This window comes from Streptomyces sp. NPDC031049 (assembly GCF_055571015.1).
Window position 1 is genome coordinate 408,187 of the sequence record NZ_JBVIGC010000001.1, and the last position, 14,515, is coordinate 422,701.

Sequence of the window (14,515 nt, forward strand, 5' to 3'; positions counted from 1 at the left end):
GGGGATCCGACACATGACCGCCACCGACGACGACTTCGTCCTCAGCCCGCCCCGGCCCGCCGGACCCGTGCCCCGGGACAAGGCCGGCGGGCTCGTCCCGCTCGACGACGGCGTCCGCGCCGACCTGGCCCGCAAGGCGGCGGCCCACGTCGAGGAGCTGGCCGCCCTCGACGCCCGCTCACCCCGGTTCGCCGACAAGGTCGGCGAGATCACCGCGCTGGGCGCCGCGGAGACGCGCGGCGCCGCCGCCCAGTCCAACCGCATGCTGGAACGGACCGTGCGCAGCCTGCCCGACCGGGGCGGCGACGCCCAGTCCCGGGTCGCGGGCTCGCTGGTGGAGCTGCGCCGGGTGGTGACGGACCTGGACCCGCGCGAACTGCCCGCGGCCCGGGGGCGCAGGCTGCTGTCCCGGCTGCCGGTCGGCAACCGGCTGCGCGACCACCTCGCCAAGTACGCCTCCGCGCAGACCACCCTCAACCGGATCGTCGCCGCGCTGCGCGGCGGGCAGGACGAACTGCGCCGCGACAACGCCGCGTTGCAGACCGAGCGGGTCCGGCTGTGGGAGACCATGGGCAAGCTCCAGGAGTACGTGGTGCTGACCGAGGCACTGGACACGGCGGTGACCGAGCACATCGCCGCGGTGGAGCCGGCCGACCCGCAGGCCGCCGACGCGCTCCGCGCCGACGTGCTCTTCCCCATCCGGCAGAAGCACCAGGACCTGCTCACCCAGCTCGCGGTGTGCGCGCAGGGCTACCTCGCCATGGACGTCGTACGACGCAACAACGACGAGCTGATCAAAGGCGCGGACCGGGCCGCCACGACCACCGTCTCGGCCCTGCGGATCTCGGTGATGCTGGCCTCCGCGCTCGACCACCAGAAGAAGGTCGTCGAGCAGGTCGACGCGCTGCGGGGCACGACCGAGGACCTGATCCGGGCCAACGCCGAGATGCTCGCCGAACAGAGCGGCGAGATCCAGCGGATCACCGCCGACCCGGCCGTGGGCGCGGAGACGCTCCGGACGGCCTTCCAGCAGATCTACCGCACCCTCGACGCCATCGACACCTACAAGGCGCAGGCGACCGAGGCGATGGCGTCGACCGTGGAGTCCCTGACGGCCGAACTGCACCAGGCGAGCGCGTACCTGGAGCGCAGCCGCTCCCGGGGCGCGCTGGAAGGGGGCCGGGCATGAGACGCGCCCTCGCCGCGTGCCTGGCCGCCCTCGGTCTGCTCACCGCCTGTACGGCGGGCCAGGACCGGACGGACGGGCACCCGACGCCCGGCGTGGCCGGGTCCGCCGAGCCGGGCACCGTGCGGGTGCTCGCCTCCAGTGAGCTGAGCGACATGAAGCCGGTGCTGGACAAGGTCCGCGCCGACACCGGGATCACGGTCCGGCTCACCCCGATGGGCACCCTGGACGCGGTGGACCTGCTCGCCCGGGGCGGCACGGAGGGGACGTACGACGCCGTGTGGCTGTCCTCCAACGACTATCTGCGGCTGCGCCCGGAGGCGGCGCGGCGGGTGGTCTCCGAGACGCCGGTCATGACCAGCCCGGTCGCCGTCGGGGTGAAGGACGCCACGGTGCGCCGCCTGGGCTGGCGACCCGGGCAGGTCACCTGGTCCCAGGTGGAGCGGGCGGTACGGGACGGGAAGCTGACCTACGGCATGACCGACCCGGCGCGCTCCAACTCCGGTTTCGCCACCCTCGTCTCCGTCGCGTCGGCGCTCTCCGGTGCCCAGTCGGCGCTCACCGACGCCGACGTGCGCGAGGCCCGGCCCCGGCTGAAGGAGTTCTTCGGCGGCCAGAGGCTCACCTCGGGCTCCTCGGGCTGGCTGGCCGAGGCCTACGAGCGGCGCGGCACCGTGGACGCGCTGCTCAACTACGAGTCGGTCCTGAAGGGCATCCCCGGCCTGACGGTCATCCGCCCCCGCGACGGCGTCGTCACCGCCGACTACCCGCTCTCCACCCTCTCCTCGACCGGCGCCGCCGCCCGCGAGGACGTGCGGCGGCTGGCCGCCGCGCTGCGTGGCGAGGACGTGCAGCGGGAGATCACCGAGCGGACGCTGCGCCGGCCGGTGATCGCCTCGGTGCCGCCCGCGGCCGGGCTCGGCACCGACCGGCGGCGCGAACTGCCCTTCCCGGGCAGCCGCTCCGTCGCCGACGGACTGATCGACTCCTACGAGAACGAACTGCGCCGGCCGTCGCGCACGGTGTACGTCCTGGACACCTCCGGCTCCATGGCGGGCGACCGGCTCAGGCGCCTGAAGGCGGCGCTCACCGGGCTGACCGGGGACTTCCGGGAGCGGGAGGAGGTGACGCTGATGCCGTTCGGGTCGGTGGTGAAGAGCGTGCGCACCCATGTGGTGGAACCGGACCGGCCGCGGCGCGGGCTCGACGGCATCCGCGCCGACACCGAGGCGCTGACCGCCGACGGCGACACCGCGATCTACACCTCGCTCCAGAGGGCGTACGACCATCTCGGCACCGGACGGGGGGACACGTTCACCTCGATCGTGCTGATGACGGACGGCGAGAACACCACCGGCGCCGACGCGGCCTCGTTCGAGGGCTTCTACCGGGGGCTGAGCCGTGACCGGCAGGAGGTCCCGGTCTTCCCGATCGTCTTCGGCGACTCCGACCGCGCCGAGCTGGAGCGCGTCGCCGAGCTGACCGGCGGCCGTCTCTTCGACGCCCGCGAGGGCTCCCTGGACGGCGCCTTCGAGGAGATCCGTGGCTACCAATAGGCTCGTCGGCTGTCTGGAGTCCCGCAAGAACCTGACCGGCGGGGCCTGCGGACTGGCCGGTCTGGTGCTGACGTTCACGGGCGCGGCCGGCCCGTACTGGCCGGTGGTCGTCGCCGGTCTGTACGGCGCGGGGGCGCTGCTCGCACCGCCGGAGCGGCCCGTGCCGCCGGACTTCGCCGATCCCTCGGCCCGGCTGGAGGAGGTGCGCGGCGACCTGGACCGGTTGCGCGGCTACCTCGCCGAGGCCGAGCTGCCGCCCGCCGCGGCGGGGCGCCTGGCCGAGCTGACCGGGCTGCTCGGCGCGCTGCTGGAGCCGGGGCCGGCGACCGAGCTGCTCGCGCTGGACCCGGACGGCGTCCACGCGCTGTCCCGTGCCGTGCGGCAGGACGTGCCGGAGGCGGTGGACGCGTATCTGCGGACCCGGTGGTGGCACCGGATGACACCGGGCGGCGAACCGCCCGAGCGGCACCTGGAGCGGCAGCTCGGCCTGCTGCACGAGGAGGCCGCCCGGCTCGCGGCACAGCTGCGGGAGACCGGGGCACGGCGCCAGGAGTCGCACACCCGGTACCTGGCGGACCGCTCCGGCCGGGACCTGCCGGACGGGCCCTGGGCCTGACAAGGCTGCGGGCCGGGTCCGTCGCACGCCGTTGTGCGGGGACCCGGCCCAGGTGGGGTGCCTCCCCGGCTCCGGGACATCGAGCTACGTGGAGCGGGGAGGCACCCCCTCGCGGCCGGCCTTCGTGACGACATCGCGGGTCAGGGCTAGTCGGACCGGCCGCGGAGTACTGCGGGGGGCGTCAGCCCAGGCGCTCCACCAGGGCGCGGTACTGGTCCCACAGCTCCTTCGGGGTGTGGTCGCCGAAGGTGTTGAGGTGCTCGGGGACGAGCGCCGCCTCCTCGCGCCACACGTCCTTGTCGACGGTGAGCAGGAAGTCCAGGTCGGCGTCGGACAGCTCCAGGCCGTCGGTGTCCAGGGCGGCCTTGGTCGGCAGGATGCCGATGGGGGTCTCGACGCCCTCGGCCCTGCCCTCCAGGCGCTCCACGATCCACTTCAGGACGCGGCCGTTCTCACCGAAGCCGGGCCAGACGAACTTGCCCTCGTCGTCCTTGCGGAACCAGTTGACGTAGTAGATCTTCGGCAGCTTGGACTGGTCCTTGTCCTTGGCCACGTCGATCCAGTGACCGATGTAGTCGCCCATGTTGTAGCCGCAGAACGGCAGCATGGCGAAGGGGTCGCGGCGCAGCTCGCCGACCTTGCCCTCGGCGGCGGCGGTCTTCTCGGAGGCCACGTTGGCGCCGAGGAAGACGCCGTGGTTCCAGTCGAAGGACTCCGTCACCAGCGGCACCGCGGTGGCGCGGCGCCCGCCGAAGAGGATCGCCGAGATCGGCACGCCCTTGGGGTCCTCCCACTCCGGCGCGATGATCGGGCACTGCGCGGCCGGGACGGTGAAGCGGGCGTTGGGGTGGGCCGCCGGGGTCTGGGACTCGGGCGTCCAGTCGTTGCCCTTCCAGTCGGTGAGGTGGGCGGGCGGCTCCTCGGTCATGCCCTCCCACCACACGTCGCCGTCGTCGGTGAGGGCGACGTTGGTGAAGACCGCGTTGCCCCACAGCGTCTTCATGGCGTTGGCGTTGGTGTGCTCACCGGTGCCGGGCGCGACGCCGAAGAAGCCGGCCTCGGGGTTGATGGCGTACAGCCGGCCGTCCTCGCCGAAGCGCATCCAGGCGATGTCGTCGCCGATCGTCTCGACCGTCCAGCCGGAGATCGTGGGCTCCAGCATGGCGAGGTTGGTCTTGCCGCAGGCCGACGGGAAGGCGGCGGCGACGTACTTGGGCTCGCCGGTGGGCGGGGTCAGCTTCAGCACGAGCATGTGCTCGGCGAGCCAGCCCTCGTCGCGGGCCATGACGGAGGCGATGCGCAGGGCGTAGCACTTCTTGCCGAGCAGGGCGTTGCCGCCGTAGCCGGAGCCGTAGGACCAGATCTCGCGGTCCTCGGGGAAGTGGGAGATGTACTTGGTGCTGTTGCAGGGCCAGGGCACGTCCTCCTGGCCGGGCTCCAGCGGGGCGCCGAGGGTGTGGACGGCCTTGACGAAGAAGCCCTCGTCGCCCAGCTCGTCCAGGACGGCCTGGCCCATCCGGGTCATGGTGCGCATGGAGACGGCGACGTACGCCGAGTCGGTGATCTCGACGCCGATCGCGGACAGCGGCGAGCCGAGCGGGCCCATGCAGAAGGGCACCACGTACATGGTCCGGCCGCGCATGGAGCCGCGGAACAGGCCCTTGTCGCCGGTGAAGATCTCCCGCATCTCGGCGGGGGCCTTCCAGTGGTTGGTGGGACCGGCGTCCTCCTCCTTCTCGGAGCAGATGAAGGTCCGGTCCTCGACGCGGGCGACGTCGGTGGGGTCGGAGGCCGCGTAGTAGGAGTGGGGGCGCTTGATCGGGTCGAGTTTCCGGAAGGTGCCCTTCTGGACGAGCTCCTCGCACAGTCGCTCGTACTCGGCCTCGGACCCGTCACACCAGACCACGTCGTCCGGCTGCGTCAGTTCGGCGATCTCGTTCACCCACGAGATCAGCTCCTGGTGCTGGGTGGGGACGGTGGGAGCCGCGATGTCGCGCGCCACGATTGCTCCTAAGTGAGGGATTTGTTGTTGGAGGCCCCGTGGGGGCTGCGACCCGGATGCTTCACGGTGGATCCCTTGGCGCTCATCCGGTGCCGACCGCACTCATTTGATCATCCGATGCGAGTGCCCATCTGTCCAGAGGGCCGCACACCTGAGCGGCGTGAGGATCGCCACGTACCTCTGGTTATCCCTGAGTTTCTTTGCGTATACGTTGGCTTCGCCTGAAACTTCTTTTACCCCGCCGGGCGCCGCCTCGCCACGTGAGACGATGGCCACTCCGGGTACCCCATGTGGTGGTACTGATATGTGACTTACGGTTCCGTAGGTACCCTTCCGCCATGACTGCGTCCGCCTTCGACGCGCCCAGGGACACGCAGGCCGACGGCCGCGGTCCCGTCGCGCTCTCCCTGCCGCATCCGGTCAAGCCCAAGCTCCGCGGCTGGCTGCACCTCGGCATGTTCCCGGCCGCCCTGGTCGCCGGGCTGGTGCTGACCGCCTTCGCCGACTCGGCCCGAGGACGCGTGGCCTGCGGGGTCTACGCGCTGACGGCCTGCCTGCTGTTCGGCGTCAGCGCGCTGTACCACCGGGGCGACTGGAGCCCCCGCATGGACGGAATCCTGCGCCGCCTGGACCACGCCAACATCTTCCTGATCATCGCGGGCACCTACACCCCGCTGACGCTGCTGCTCCTGCCCGCGGCCAAGGGCCGGTGGCTGCTGTGGGGCATCTGGGCCGCGGCGCTGGCCGGCATCGCCTTCCGCGTCTTCTGGGTCGGCGCCCCGCGCTGGCTCTACACGCCCTGCTACATCGCCATGGGCTGGGCGGCCGTCTTCTACCTGCCCGACTTCATGCGCGCGGGCGGCATCGCGGTGCTGGTCCTGGTGATCGTGGGCGGCGTGCTCTACAGCATCGGGGGCGTGGTCTACGGCATCAAGCGCCCCAACCCCTCACCGCGCTGGTTCGGCTTCCACGAGGTGTTCCACTCCTTCACCCTGGCGGCCTTCATCGCGCACTACGTGGGGATCTCCCTCGTGGCCTACCAGCACGCCTGACACCCCGCGACGGGGCCGGGCCGGGCACCGGAGGGCGCCGCCGCGGACATGGCCCGGCCCGAGGCCGATGACCGACAATGAGCCCATGACCACGGCGCGAACCCCTGCTCCCGAGACCGCCCGGCCGCTGGGCCTGCGGGAACGGAAGAAGATCAAGACCCGGAACGCGATCAGGACGGCCGCGTACGCCCTGATCCGGGAGCAGGGGTACGACGCCACGACCGTGGAGCAGATCGCCGACCGCGCCGAGGTCTCGCCGAGCACCGTCTTCCGGTACTTCCCCACCAAGGAGGACATCGTCCTCACCGACGAGTACGACCCGCTCGTCGAGGACCTGCTGCGCGAGCGCCCGGCCGACGAACCGGTGCCGGAGTCGATCCGGTGGGCGATCCGCAAGGCGATGGCCCTGGCCCTCGCCGACGACCCGGACGTCGGACAGGACGACATGATGCTCCGGGTACGGCTCATGGTCGACGTGCCCGCGGTGCGCTCCCGGGTGATGGAGAGCATGTCCGTCACCGGCCGGCTGCTGTGCCGGGCCCTGGCCGAGCGCACCGGACGCGACGAGAACGACCTCGACGTACGGGTCTACGCGATGGGGCTGATGGGCGCACTGCTGGAGACGCTGATCTACTGGGTGGAGCGGGACTGCCGGGACGACATGATGGAGCTGCTCGACCGCACCCTCGCCACCTTCGGCCGCCTGCCCAACCGGCGGACATGACATCCTTGACCGGGTGAACGGTCCCGAGATCCACGTCGAGTTCGCCCCCGAACTCCACCTGTTCGTCCCGCAGGCCCGCCGCACCGGCGCCGCCCGGGCCGCCACCGACGGCGTCTCGACACTCGGCCATGTCGTGGAGTCCCTCGGCGTCCCGCTGACCGAGGTCGGCGCGCTGGAGGTGGACGGCCGCGAGGTGCCGCCCGGACACGTCCCGGCGGGCGGCGAGTCGGTCACCGTCCGGGCCGTGCGCCGCCCCCAGCGGGTGCCGGGTGCCGAGCTGCGCTTCCTGCTGGACGTGCACCTCGGCACGCTCGCCCGCCGGCTGCGGCTGCTCGGCGTGGACACGGCGTACGAGTCGACGGACATCGGCGACCCGGCGCTCGCCGCCCGGTCGGCCGCGGAGCGGCGCGTGATGCTCAGCCGCGACCGGGGCCTGCTGCGCCGCCGCGAGCTGTGGGCGGGCGCCTTCGTCTACAGCACCCGCCCCGACGACCAGCTCCGCGACGTACTGGACCGGTTCGCGCCCGAACTGCGGCCCTGGACCCGGTGCACCGCCTGCAACGGCCTGCTGAAGGAGGCCACCAAGGACGAGGTGGCCGACCGGCTCGAGGGCGGCACCCAGCGGTCGTACGACGTGTTCGCGCAGTGCACCGGCTGCGGGCGCGCGTACTGGAAGGGCGCGCACCACGAACAGCTGGAGGCCATCGTGGAGCGCGCCCTCGCCGAGTTCCCCGGGGACCGCTAGCGCCGCTTCTCGACGTCGCCCTTCCCGCAGGCGATGCCGTCCCGGTTCCGGTCCAGCTTCAGCGGGTCGTCCTTGCCGTTGACCTTCAGCCGGCCGTAGTCGTGCTCCTCGAGCCAGGTGCAGCGGGCGGCCGTCGTCGGCTTCACCTCGGCCGGGAACGCCGTCGGCACGCACACGTTGGCCGAGCCGTAGTGCCGGTCGCAGCCGGAGACGGTCGGGGCGACGGGCTGCGAGGCGCGCTTCTCGCCGGGCCCCTTCACCTTGCCCTGCGGGTCGTCGGCGAAGGAGTGGACGTGCGCGGAGGCGTCCTTGGTGCTCAGCGCCCGCGGGCCGTCCAGGTGCACCCACTCGGCCACCGACGGCACGCCGTTCGCGTCGACCGCGAAGAGCATGTACCAGCCGGGCGGGGCCAGGTCGGGGTTGCTGGTGACGTTCAGGTCGACGTTGTTCCCGTCCACCGACAGCGGCAGGTCCACGAACCGCTGGTTCGGGTCCGAGGAGTGGGTCACCGCGGCCGGGCGGATCAGCTCGGCCTTGGCGATCGGCCGGTCGACGGTGATGCGCTGGGTGTCGCCGTAGCTCCACTCCTTGTCGATCACCGAGGTGATCGCCGGCCGCTCGCCCTTGAGCAGGTACGGCGGCGTGTAGATCGACACGCTGTGGTTCCAGGAGCCGTTGCCCGGGTTGTCGCCGGTGGTCATCACCCGGCCGTCGGGCAGCAGGAACGCCGACGAGTGGTAGCCGCGCGCCTCGGGGTCGACGGCCACCGGGTCGAAGGTCTCCGTCGCCGGGTCGAAGATCGACGTCTCGAACACCGGGTCGGCCCGGTTGTGCAGGGCGCCGCCGGTCTCCAGCACCTTGCCGTCGGGCAGCAGCACCGCGGAGACGTACATCTTGCCCTGGTCGCCGGTCTGCGGGACGGGGCCGGCGCCGAAGTCGACCGTGCCCTGCGGCAGCGGCGGCCCGGCGACGTACTGCGGGTTCGGCTGCTTGAGGTCGATGATGTCGGTCAGCCGGTTGGCATCCGGGTTGGAGTCGATGTTGCCGCCGCCGATGGTCAGCACCTTCTGGTCCTGCGCCGGGGGCAGCAGCACGCTCATCGACTGGTCCCGCTCGTCCTTGCGCTGGAGGCCGGGCACCTCGGTGATGGTGTTGGCCTGGTAGTCGTAGATCGCCGAGCCGGTGCCGGGGATGTTGTTGCCGAAGACGTGGCTGCCCGAGTAGAAGAGGCGGCCGTCCTGCATCAGGATCATCGACGGGTACAGGCCCCAGTACGACCAGGTCTGGTTGACCTGCCAGGTCGGCAGCCACTTCTGCTGCTCGTCCGACCACAGTTCGGCCGTCACCGAGCCGGTGGAGTCCTCGCGCAGGCCGCCGAAGGAGATGACGTCGCCGTTGCCGAGGATGGTCGCCGACGGGTACCAGTGGCCGTCGTTCATGTCGTTGGTCCGGATGTAGGTCTCCGTCTCCGGGTCGAAGACGTAGGAGTCCTTGTAGCCCTGGTAGCCGATGATGCCGTCCGCGGACGGGTAGCCCTTGTTGCCGCTCATGATCAGCACGCGGCCGTCCTTGAGCTGGACGTGGCCCGCGCAGAACATGTCGTCGGGTGTCGGGATCGTCCGGTAGGTGCCGTCGGCCGGGTCGTAGACCGCCGAGGTGAAGGTGCCCGCCTCGAACATCTCCGGGTCGTTGCCGGAGCCCGCGATCAGCAGGACCTTGCCGTTGTGCATGACGACGCTGTGCATGGAGCGCACCGGGTTCTCGGTGGGCAGCACCTCCCAGCGGCCGTCGGCGCACTCGGCGGCGGTGCCCGTGCAGCCGGGCTCGGGCACCGGGTCGGCGACCTGCTCCATCGTGTAGTCGTCGGTGGTGGCCGAGCCGGTGCCGTAGACGGAGACGCCCCAGCTGATCCGGTCGGTGCCGGCCGGCACCTCGGGGGTGCGGACGCTCGCCTGCGTCCAGTCGGCCGCGATCTCCAGGGTCTTGAGGTCGGTCCAGTACTGCCAGCCGGCCGTCGTGTCGTGGCGGAAGAGGGTGATCGACGTGTCGGGCGTCGTCGACTTGTACCAGAGCGACAGGTCGTACTGCTTGCCGGCCGTCACCACCGGCGCGCAGTCGTTCGACTCGGTGATCAGGGCCTTGCGGTCGCCGTCGACACGGCGGGTCAGCTCGACCTTCATGGCCCTGCCGCCGCTGTGCGCGTCGGCGACCGTCTCGAAGGAGAAGTCGTTGTCGCCCCAGCCGGACTTGCTCCAGCAGTACGGCATGTCGCCGGTGCCGGCGGTCTCGAACCCGGGGTTGGTGATCAGGTTGGCGGCGGAGGCGGGCTGGGGTGCGGTGAGGAGGAGACCGGCGGTGAGCGCGCCCACCCCCAGCAGGGCGCCGGCTCTCCGTCCCGGTCCGATGCGGCTTCTCATGCGGTGCTCCTTGCTGTGCGGCTCCTACGACTGCTGCGCGGGCTGCGGGGGCTTCTGCGGGGCAGGTACACCAGCGCTTCCGTGCCGACGAAGCGCAGGACGAAGGTGATGACGAGGGCGAGCGCGGTGGCGGGCAGCACGGCGAGGCCGAACTCGCCGACCAGCAGGGCGATCAGCGGTATGCGCAGCACCAGGTCGGCGTTGGCGAGCAGGCCGAAGCGGACGGTGCGGTCGGCCCAGTGCCGGTGGCGGCGCCGGTCGCGGAAGAGCAGCCGCTCGATCAGCAGGAAGTTCCAGGCGACGCCGAACTGGTTGGCGACGATCTCGGCGGGCAGGTAGTGCAGCCCGGACTCGGTCAGCGCCCACAGGGCGGCCAGGTTGGGCACGAAGCCGGTCAGCCCGATGAGCCCGAAGACGACCATGCGGGCCAGCGGTGAGGCGGTGCGCAGCCCGGCGAGGTGGCGCAGGAAGCGGGCGCCCTCCTTCGCCGTGGACTTGGACTCGCCCGCGTACCGCTCCTCGAAGACGAACGGCACCTCGGCGACCGTCTCGGGGCGGCTGCGGACGGCGAGTTCGAGGAGGATCTTGTAGCCGAGGGGCTTGAGGACCTCGGCGGTGACGGCGCTGCGGCGGATGGCGAAGAAGCCGCTCATCGGATCGCTGATGCCGCGCAGCCGGCGCGGGAAGAGCGCTTTGGTCAGCCAGGTCGCCGCGCGCGAGACGGCGACGCGGTAGCTGCCGGCCAGTCCGGCGCGGCTGCCGCCCTCGATGTAGCGGGAGGCGACGACGAGCCCGGTGCCGGTCCGTTCGCCGGTGGCGACGAGTTCGGGGACCAGGGACGGGGGGTGCTGGCAGTCGCCGTCCATGACGACGATCCAGTCGGAGCCGGCCGCCTTCAGCCCTTCGACGACCGCGCCGCCGAGCCCTCCGGCGGGTTCCTCGCGGTGCAGGACGGTGACCGGGAACGGGCAGTCGAGGGCCGCCTCGCGGATCACCTCGGGGGTGTCGTCGGTGGAGTCGTCGACGAAGACGACCTCGCAGGGCAGCCGGGCCGGCACCGACTCGGTGATCCGGTGCAGCAGTTGCCGCACGTTGGCGGACTCGTTGAAGGTCGGGACGACGATGGTGACCGCACCCGGCTCCGGGACCTCCTCGGCCCGGACGGCCGGATCGCCCAGCTCTCCGGGGACGGTGGACTCCTGGCTCATCGGGCGCCTCCGGTGGGCTGGATGCGGCGGATCTCGATGCGGTCCTCGCCGGTGCCGAAGACGGCCACCGGCGCCGAGTGCTCGATGGCGGCCTTGACGTTGGGCAGGTCGGCCGCGTCGCGCCGCACGGTGGGCGAGGCGACCACGTAGTCCAGGTCCCGCCAGCCGCGCGGCATCGTCTTCGTCACCGCGGGGTCGAGGTCGGCCTTGTAGAACCAGATGACGCCGAGTCCGGGGTCGTACCCGGCGTGCACCAGGTCCAGCCAGAGGGCGTCGTCGACGAGGACGCGGGTGTCCGCGGGGTCCTCCACCTCCTCGGCCATCCACTTCGAGGCGGCCTCGTAGGGCGCGTTGGCGTCGGCGGTGACGGCGGTGCGGTCACCGTCGTACCAGCGGGGGACGACATGGGCGCCGGCGGCGAGCGCCAGGACGGTGGCGAGTGCGTACCGGCCCAGGGTGACGGCGCGCTTCTCGGCCTCCGCCCGCCATCTGCGCAGCACGGCGTGGGCGACGCTGGCGGTACCGCCGGCCAGGACCAGGGCGAGGAACGGCAGCGCCTGGATGACGTACATCGCGGGCAGGTAGCCGTTGGGGCGCAGGGCGAGGGCGGCGAGGACGGCGACGCACAACGCCGGTCCGGCCAGGGCGCGGGCGGTGACCGACCAGCGCCAGGCGGCCAGCAGGAGCAGCGCCCCGGCGAGGCCGCCGAGCGGCAGGACGCGGTCGTAGTACAGCCAGGACTGGAGCACGCCGTGGGAGCCGGAGCCGGGGTCGAGGATGAAACCGGAACCGGGGCGGGTGAGCTGGTAGGCGACGCCGTCCCACAGGGAGACGTGGCCGTCGCCCGGCAGCAGCTCGCCCTTGAGCAGGGCGAACAGGGGGTAGGAGAAGCCGATCAGCGCGCAGGCCGTGACGGCGCCGGTCAGTGCGAACTTGCGGGTGTCGCGGTGGCTGTGCCGCCAGGCGGTGACGAACAGGGCGGGCAGGACGACGAGCATCGTCTCCTTGGTGAGCACGGCGGTGGCGGCGGCGATGCCGGCGCCGAAGTGGTGCCAGAGGTGACGGCTCGGGGAGGCGGCCAGCGCGAACGCCAGCAGCGTCCACATCACCGCGAGGTTGTCGAGGAAGATCTCCCGCTGGAGGACGACCGACAGCGGGGAGAGGCCGAACAGGGCCATGGCGAGTCCGGCCGCCCAACGGGGCAGGGACAGGCGGCGGCCGATGACGTAGACGAGGACCGCGGAGACCGCGGAGATCAGCAGCATCACCGCGCGCATGGTGCCCACGGTCATCGACTCGGGGCTGATCAGCGCGGGTATCCAGGTGAGCAGGGCGAGCTGGATCCAGCCGAGCGGCGGGTGGTCGTACCAGTAGGTGTAGTGGGCCAGGCCCTCGCCCTGCTGGACCGCCCAGGCCTGGGCGAGGTAGGTGCCCTCGTCGTCGCTGAGGGTGGGGTAGGCGGAGATGTTCCACCCCTGCACGACCATGATCGCGATGAGGAGCGCGCCGCACAGGATCAGGTCGGGGCGCACGGAGCGCAGCCGGCCGGGCGCGGGTGTGGTCGCCGGGCGGGCCGGGGCGGTGTCGTGGGCAGGCTGCCGCTGCGCGGGGACCGTCGTGCCGGTCGCCGCGGGAAGGGTGGAGGTCACGCAGGAACGTCCTCTCGGTTCACGTGCGCGAGATGGGCACCGACATGACTGGTCAGCTCCCAGTCGTTGCGGCCGCGCTGCTCGCGCCAGACGGCGCGCACGGCGGCGCCGGCGAGCAGGAGCTGGTAGAAGGGGCCGCCCACGATCAGCTTCAGGTAGTGCGTGAAGCGCACCCGCAGTCCGTACTGCCGGCCGAAGTCGTGCAGGCCGACGATCTCGAAGACGAAGGTCACCAGGGCGGTGACGGCGGGCAGGAAGGTGATGAAGGCGACGCCGACGGGCACGTCGAGGAACAGTGCGATCGCCACGTTCAGCGGGATGATCACTCCGGTGAAGGCCTGCATGAACGGTGTCATCAGGGTGTAGCGGGCCAGCAGCCGCTGTCCGAGGGTGGGCAGCTGCTGCCAGTCCTTCTTCCGGTAGACCTGGAGGAAGCCCTGGTTCCAGCGGGTGCGCTGCTTCAGCAGCGACATCAGCGTGCCGGGGGTCTCCTCCCGGGTCACCATGTCGGAGTCGTAGGCGACGACGACCTTCTTGCCGGTGCTGGACAGGCGCACGCCCAGGTCGCAGTCCTCGGCCAGGCAGTTCGGGTCCCAGCCGTCGGCCGCCCGCAGCACCTCGGTGCGGACGAAGACGGTGTTGCCGCCGAGCGGGATGAACCCCTTCTGGGCGTGCAGGTGCAGCCGGGAGCGGAACCAGAAGAAGTACTCCAGGCAGTTGCGCAGGCTGTACCAGTTGGAGTGGAAGTTGATCAGCTGGACGCCGCCCTGGACGACGTCGGCGCCGGTGGTGCGGAAGGCGTGGTCGACGTGGGCGAGCAGCTCCGGGTGGACCTGGTCCTCGGCGTCGAAGACCCCGACGACGTCGCCGCGGCAGTACGGCAGCGCCGTGTTCATGGCCTTCGGCTTGTTCTTCTTCTCGTGGGTGTCCACCACGACCCTGACGCGCGGGTCGCCGGCGGCGGCGCGCTCGGCGACCGCGGTGGTCTCCGGGTCGTCGTGGCCGACGATGACGATGATCTCGAAGTCGGTGTGCGTGGACGTGAGCAGCCGCTGGATGGTGTGGTCGAGCACGGCCTGTTCGTGCCGCGCGGGCAGCAGCAGCGAGAACGACAGGTGTTCGCCGCCGTCCGGGCTGCTGAACCGGGTGGAGGCGAGCACTTCCGGCGTGCGCCAGGCGTGCATCTGCCACCAGAGCGTGAACGCCGCCATCCAGAAGAGGGCCAGTGAAACGACGGCGATGAAGACGGACGTAGCCAAGTAAAGATCCCCCCAGATCCCCAAGTCCCCCTGTGATTCCCCCCGTTGTGACGGCGGTCCCCACCGCGGGTCACGGGGGAGAGACTATGGGTGATCTGTGA

General features: G+C 71.6%; 11 protein-coding genes. 6 read left to right on the plus strand and 5 right to left on the minus strand.

Annotated features, from left to right (window positions below):
* Positions 1-13 precede the first annotated feature (13 nt).
* From ACZ45Q_RS01805 to ACZ45Q_RS01815, 3 genes are read left to right on the plus strand one after another with little or no spacing between them, the layout of a single operon-like run.
* On the plus strand, positions 14-1,189 hold the full coding sequence (locus ACZ45Q_RS01805) for a toxic anion resistance protein (protein ID WP_468253805.1): 1,176 nt from the start codon (positions 14-16) through the stop codon (positions 1,187-1,189).
* Positions 1,186-2,742, plus strand: coding sequence for a vWA domain-containing protein (locus tag ACZ45Q_RS01810; RefSeq protein ID WP_468253806.1), 1,557 nt, complete (start codon positions 1,186-1,188; stop codon positions 2,740-2,742). The genes ACZ45Q_RS01805 and ACZ45Q_RS01810 overlap by 4 nt, the downstream gene beginning before the upstream one ends.
* Positions 2,729-3,358, plus strand: coding sequence for a hypothetical protein (locus tag ACZ45Q_RS01815; protein ID WP_468253807.1), 630 nt, complete (start codon positions 2,729-2,731; stop codon positions 3,356-3,358). Before ACZ45Q_RS01810 ends, ACZ45Q_RS01815 begins: the two co-directional genes overlap by 14 nt.
* Positions 3,359-3,539: 181 nt before the next feature.
* On the opposite strand, the gene ACZ45Q_RS01820 is transcribed toward ACZ45Q_RS01815, so the two are convergent.
* Entirely contained in the window at positions 3,540-5,360 is a 1,821-nt protein-coding gene (locus ACZ45Q_RS01820) for a phosphoenolpyruvate carboxykinase (GTP) (protein ID WP_468253808.1), read from the minus strand.
* Between the two features lie 338 nt (positions 5,361-5,698).
* On the opposite strand from ACZ45Q_RS01820, the gene trhA reads away from it, so the two are divergent.
* From trhA to ACZ45Q_RS01835, 3 genes are all read left to right on the plus strand, one after another.
* A complete protein-coding gene (gene trhA / locus ACZ45Q_RS01825; protein WP_468253809.1) occupies positions 5,699-6,412 on the plus strand; it encodes a PAQR family membrane homeostasis protein TrhA in 714 nt (237 codons plus the stop codon).
* Between the two features lie 85 nt (positions 6,413-6,497).
* Positions 6,498-7,136 carry a TetR/AcrR family transcriptional regulator gene (locus tag ACZ45Q_RS01830; RefSeq protein WP_468253810.1) on the plus strand — a complete coding sequence of 213 codons (639 nt, stop codon included), beginning with the start codon at positions 6,498-6,500 and terminating at the stop codon, positions 7,134-7,136.
* A gap of 13 nt (positions 7,137-7,149) precedes the next feature.
* Complete coding sequence (locus ACZ45Q_RS01835; protein ID WP_468253811.1) at positions 7,150-7,881, plus strand: Mut7-C RNAse domain-containing protein; 732 nt, start codon at positions 7,150-7,152, stop codon at positions 7,879-7,881.
* On the opposite strand, the gene ACZ45Q_RS01840 is transcribed toward ACZ45Q_RS01835, so the two are convergent.
* Genes ACZ45Q_RS01840 through ACZ45Q_RS01855 form a run of 4 tightly spaced genes read right to left on the minus strand, consistent with a single transcriptional unit; the run spans position 7,878 to position 14,414 of the window.
* Positions 7,878-10,298 carry a galactose oxidase-like domain-containing protein gene (locus ACZ45Q_RS01840; protein WP_468253812.1) on the minus strand — a complete coding sequence of 807 codons (2,421 nt, stop codon included), beginning with the start codon at positions 10,296-10,298 and terminating at the stop codon, positions 7,878-7,880. The two genes, ACZ45Q_RS01835 and ACZ45Q_RS01840, sit on opposite strands and share 4 nt — an antisense overlap.
* Entirely contained in the window at positions 10,295-11,506 is a 1,212-nt protein-coding gene (locus tag ACZ45Q_RS01845; RefSeq protein WP_468253813.1) for a glycosyltransferase, read from the minus strand. Before ACZ45Q_RS01845 ends, ACZ45Q_RS01840 begins: the two co-directional genes overlap by 4 nt.
* On the minus strand, positions 11,503-13,155 hold the full coding sequence (locus tag ACZ45Q_RS01850; protein ID WP_468253814.1) for a phospholipid carrier-dependent glycosyltransferase: 1,653 nt from the start codon (positions 13,153-13,155) through the stop codon (positions 11,503-11,505). Before ACZ45Q_RS01850 ends, ACZ45Q_RS01845 begins: the two co-directional genes overlap by 4 nt.
* Positions 13,152-14,414 carry a glycosyltransferase gene (locus ACZ45Q_RS01855; protein ID WP_468253815.1) on the minus strand — a complete coding sequence of 421 codons (1,263 nt, stop codon included), beginning with the start codon at positions 14,412-14,414 and terminating at the stop codon, positions 13,152-13,154. Before ACZ45Q_RS01855 ends, ACZ45Q_RS01850 begins: the two co-directional genes overlap by 4 nt.
* Positions 14,415-14,515: the final 101 nt, after the last annotated feature.

What these genes read in the sequence shown, in the direction of transcription:
- ACZ45Q_RS01830 (WP_468253810.1), top strand. Translation starts at nt 6,498, where the DNA reads ATGACCACGGCGCGAACCCCTGCTCCCGAGACCGCCCGGCCGCTGGGC.
- ACZ45Q_RS01805 (WP_468253805.1), top strand. Translation starts at nt 14, where the DNA reads ATGACCGCCACCGACGACGACTTCGTCCTCAGCCCGCCCCGGCCCGCC.
- ACZ45Q_RS01845 (WP_468253813.1), bottom strand. Translation starts at nt 11,506, where the DNA reads ATGAGCCAGGAGTCCACCGTCCCCGGAGAGCTGGGCGATCCGGCCGTC.
- trhA (WP_468253809.1), top strand. Translation starts at nt 5,699, where the DNA reads ATGACTGCGTCCGCCTTCGACGCGCCCAGGGACACGCAGGCCGACGGC.
- ACZ45Q_RS01840 (WP_468253812.1), bottom strand. Translation starts at nt 10,298, where the DNA reads ATGAGAAGCCGCATCGGACCGGGACGGAGAGCCGGCGCCCTGCTGGGG.
- ACZ45Q_RS01810 (WP_468253806.1), top strand. Translation starts at nt 1,186, where the DNA reads ATGAGACGCGCCCTCGCCGCGTGCCTGGCCGCCCTCGGTCTGCTCACC.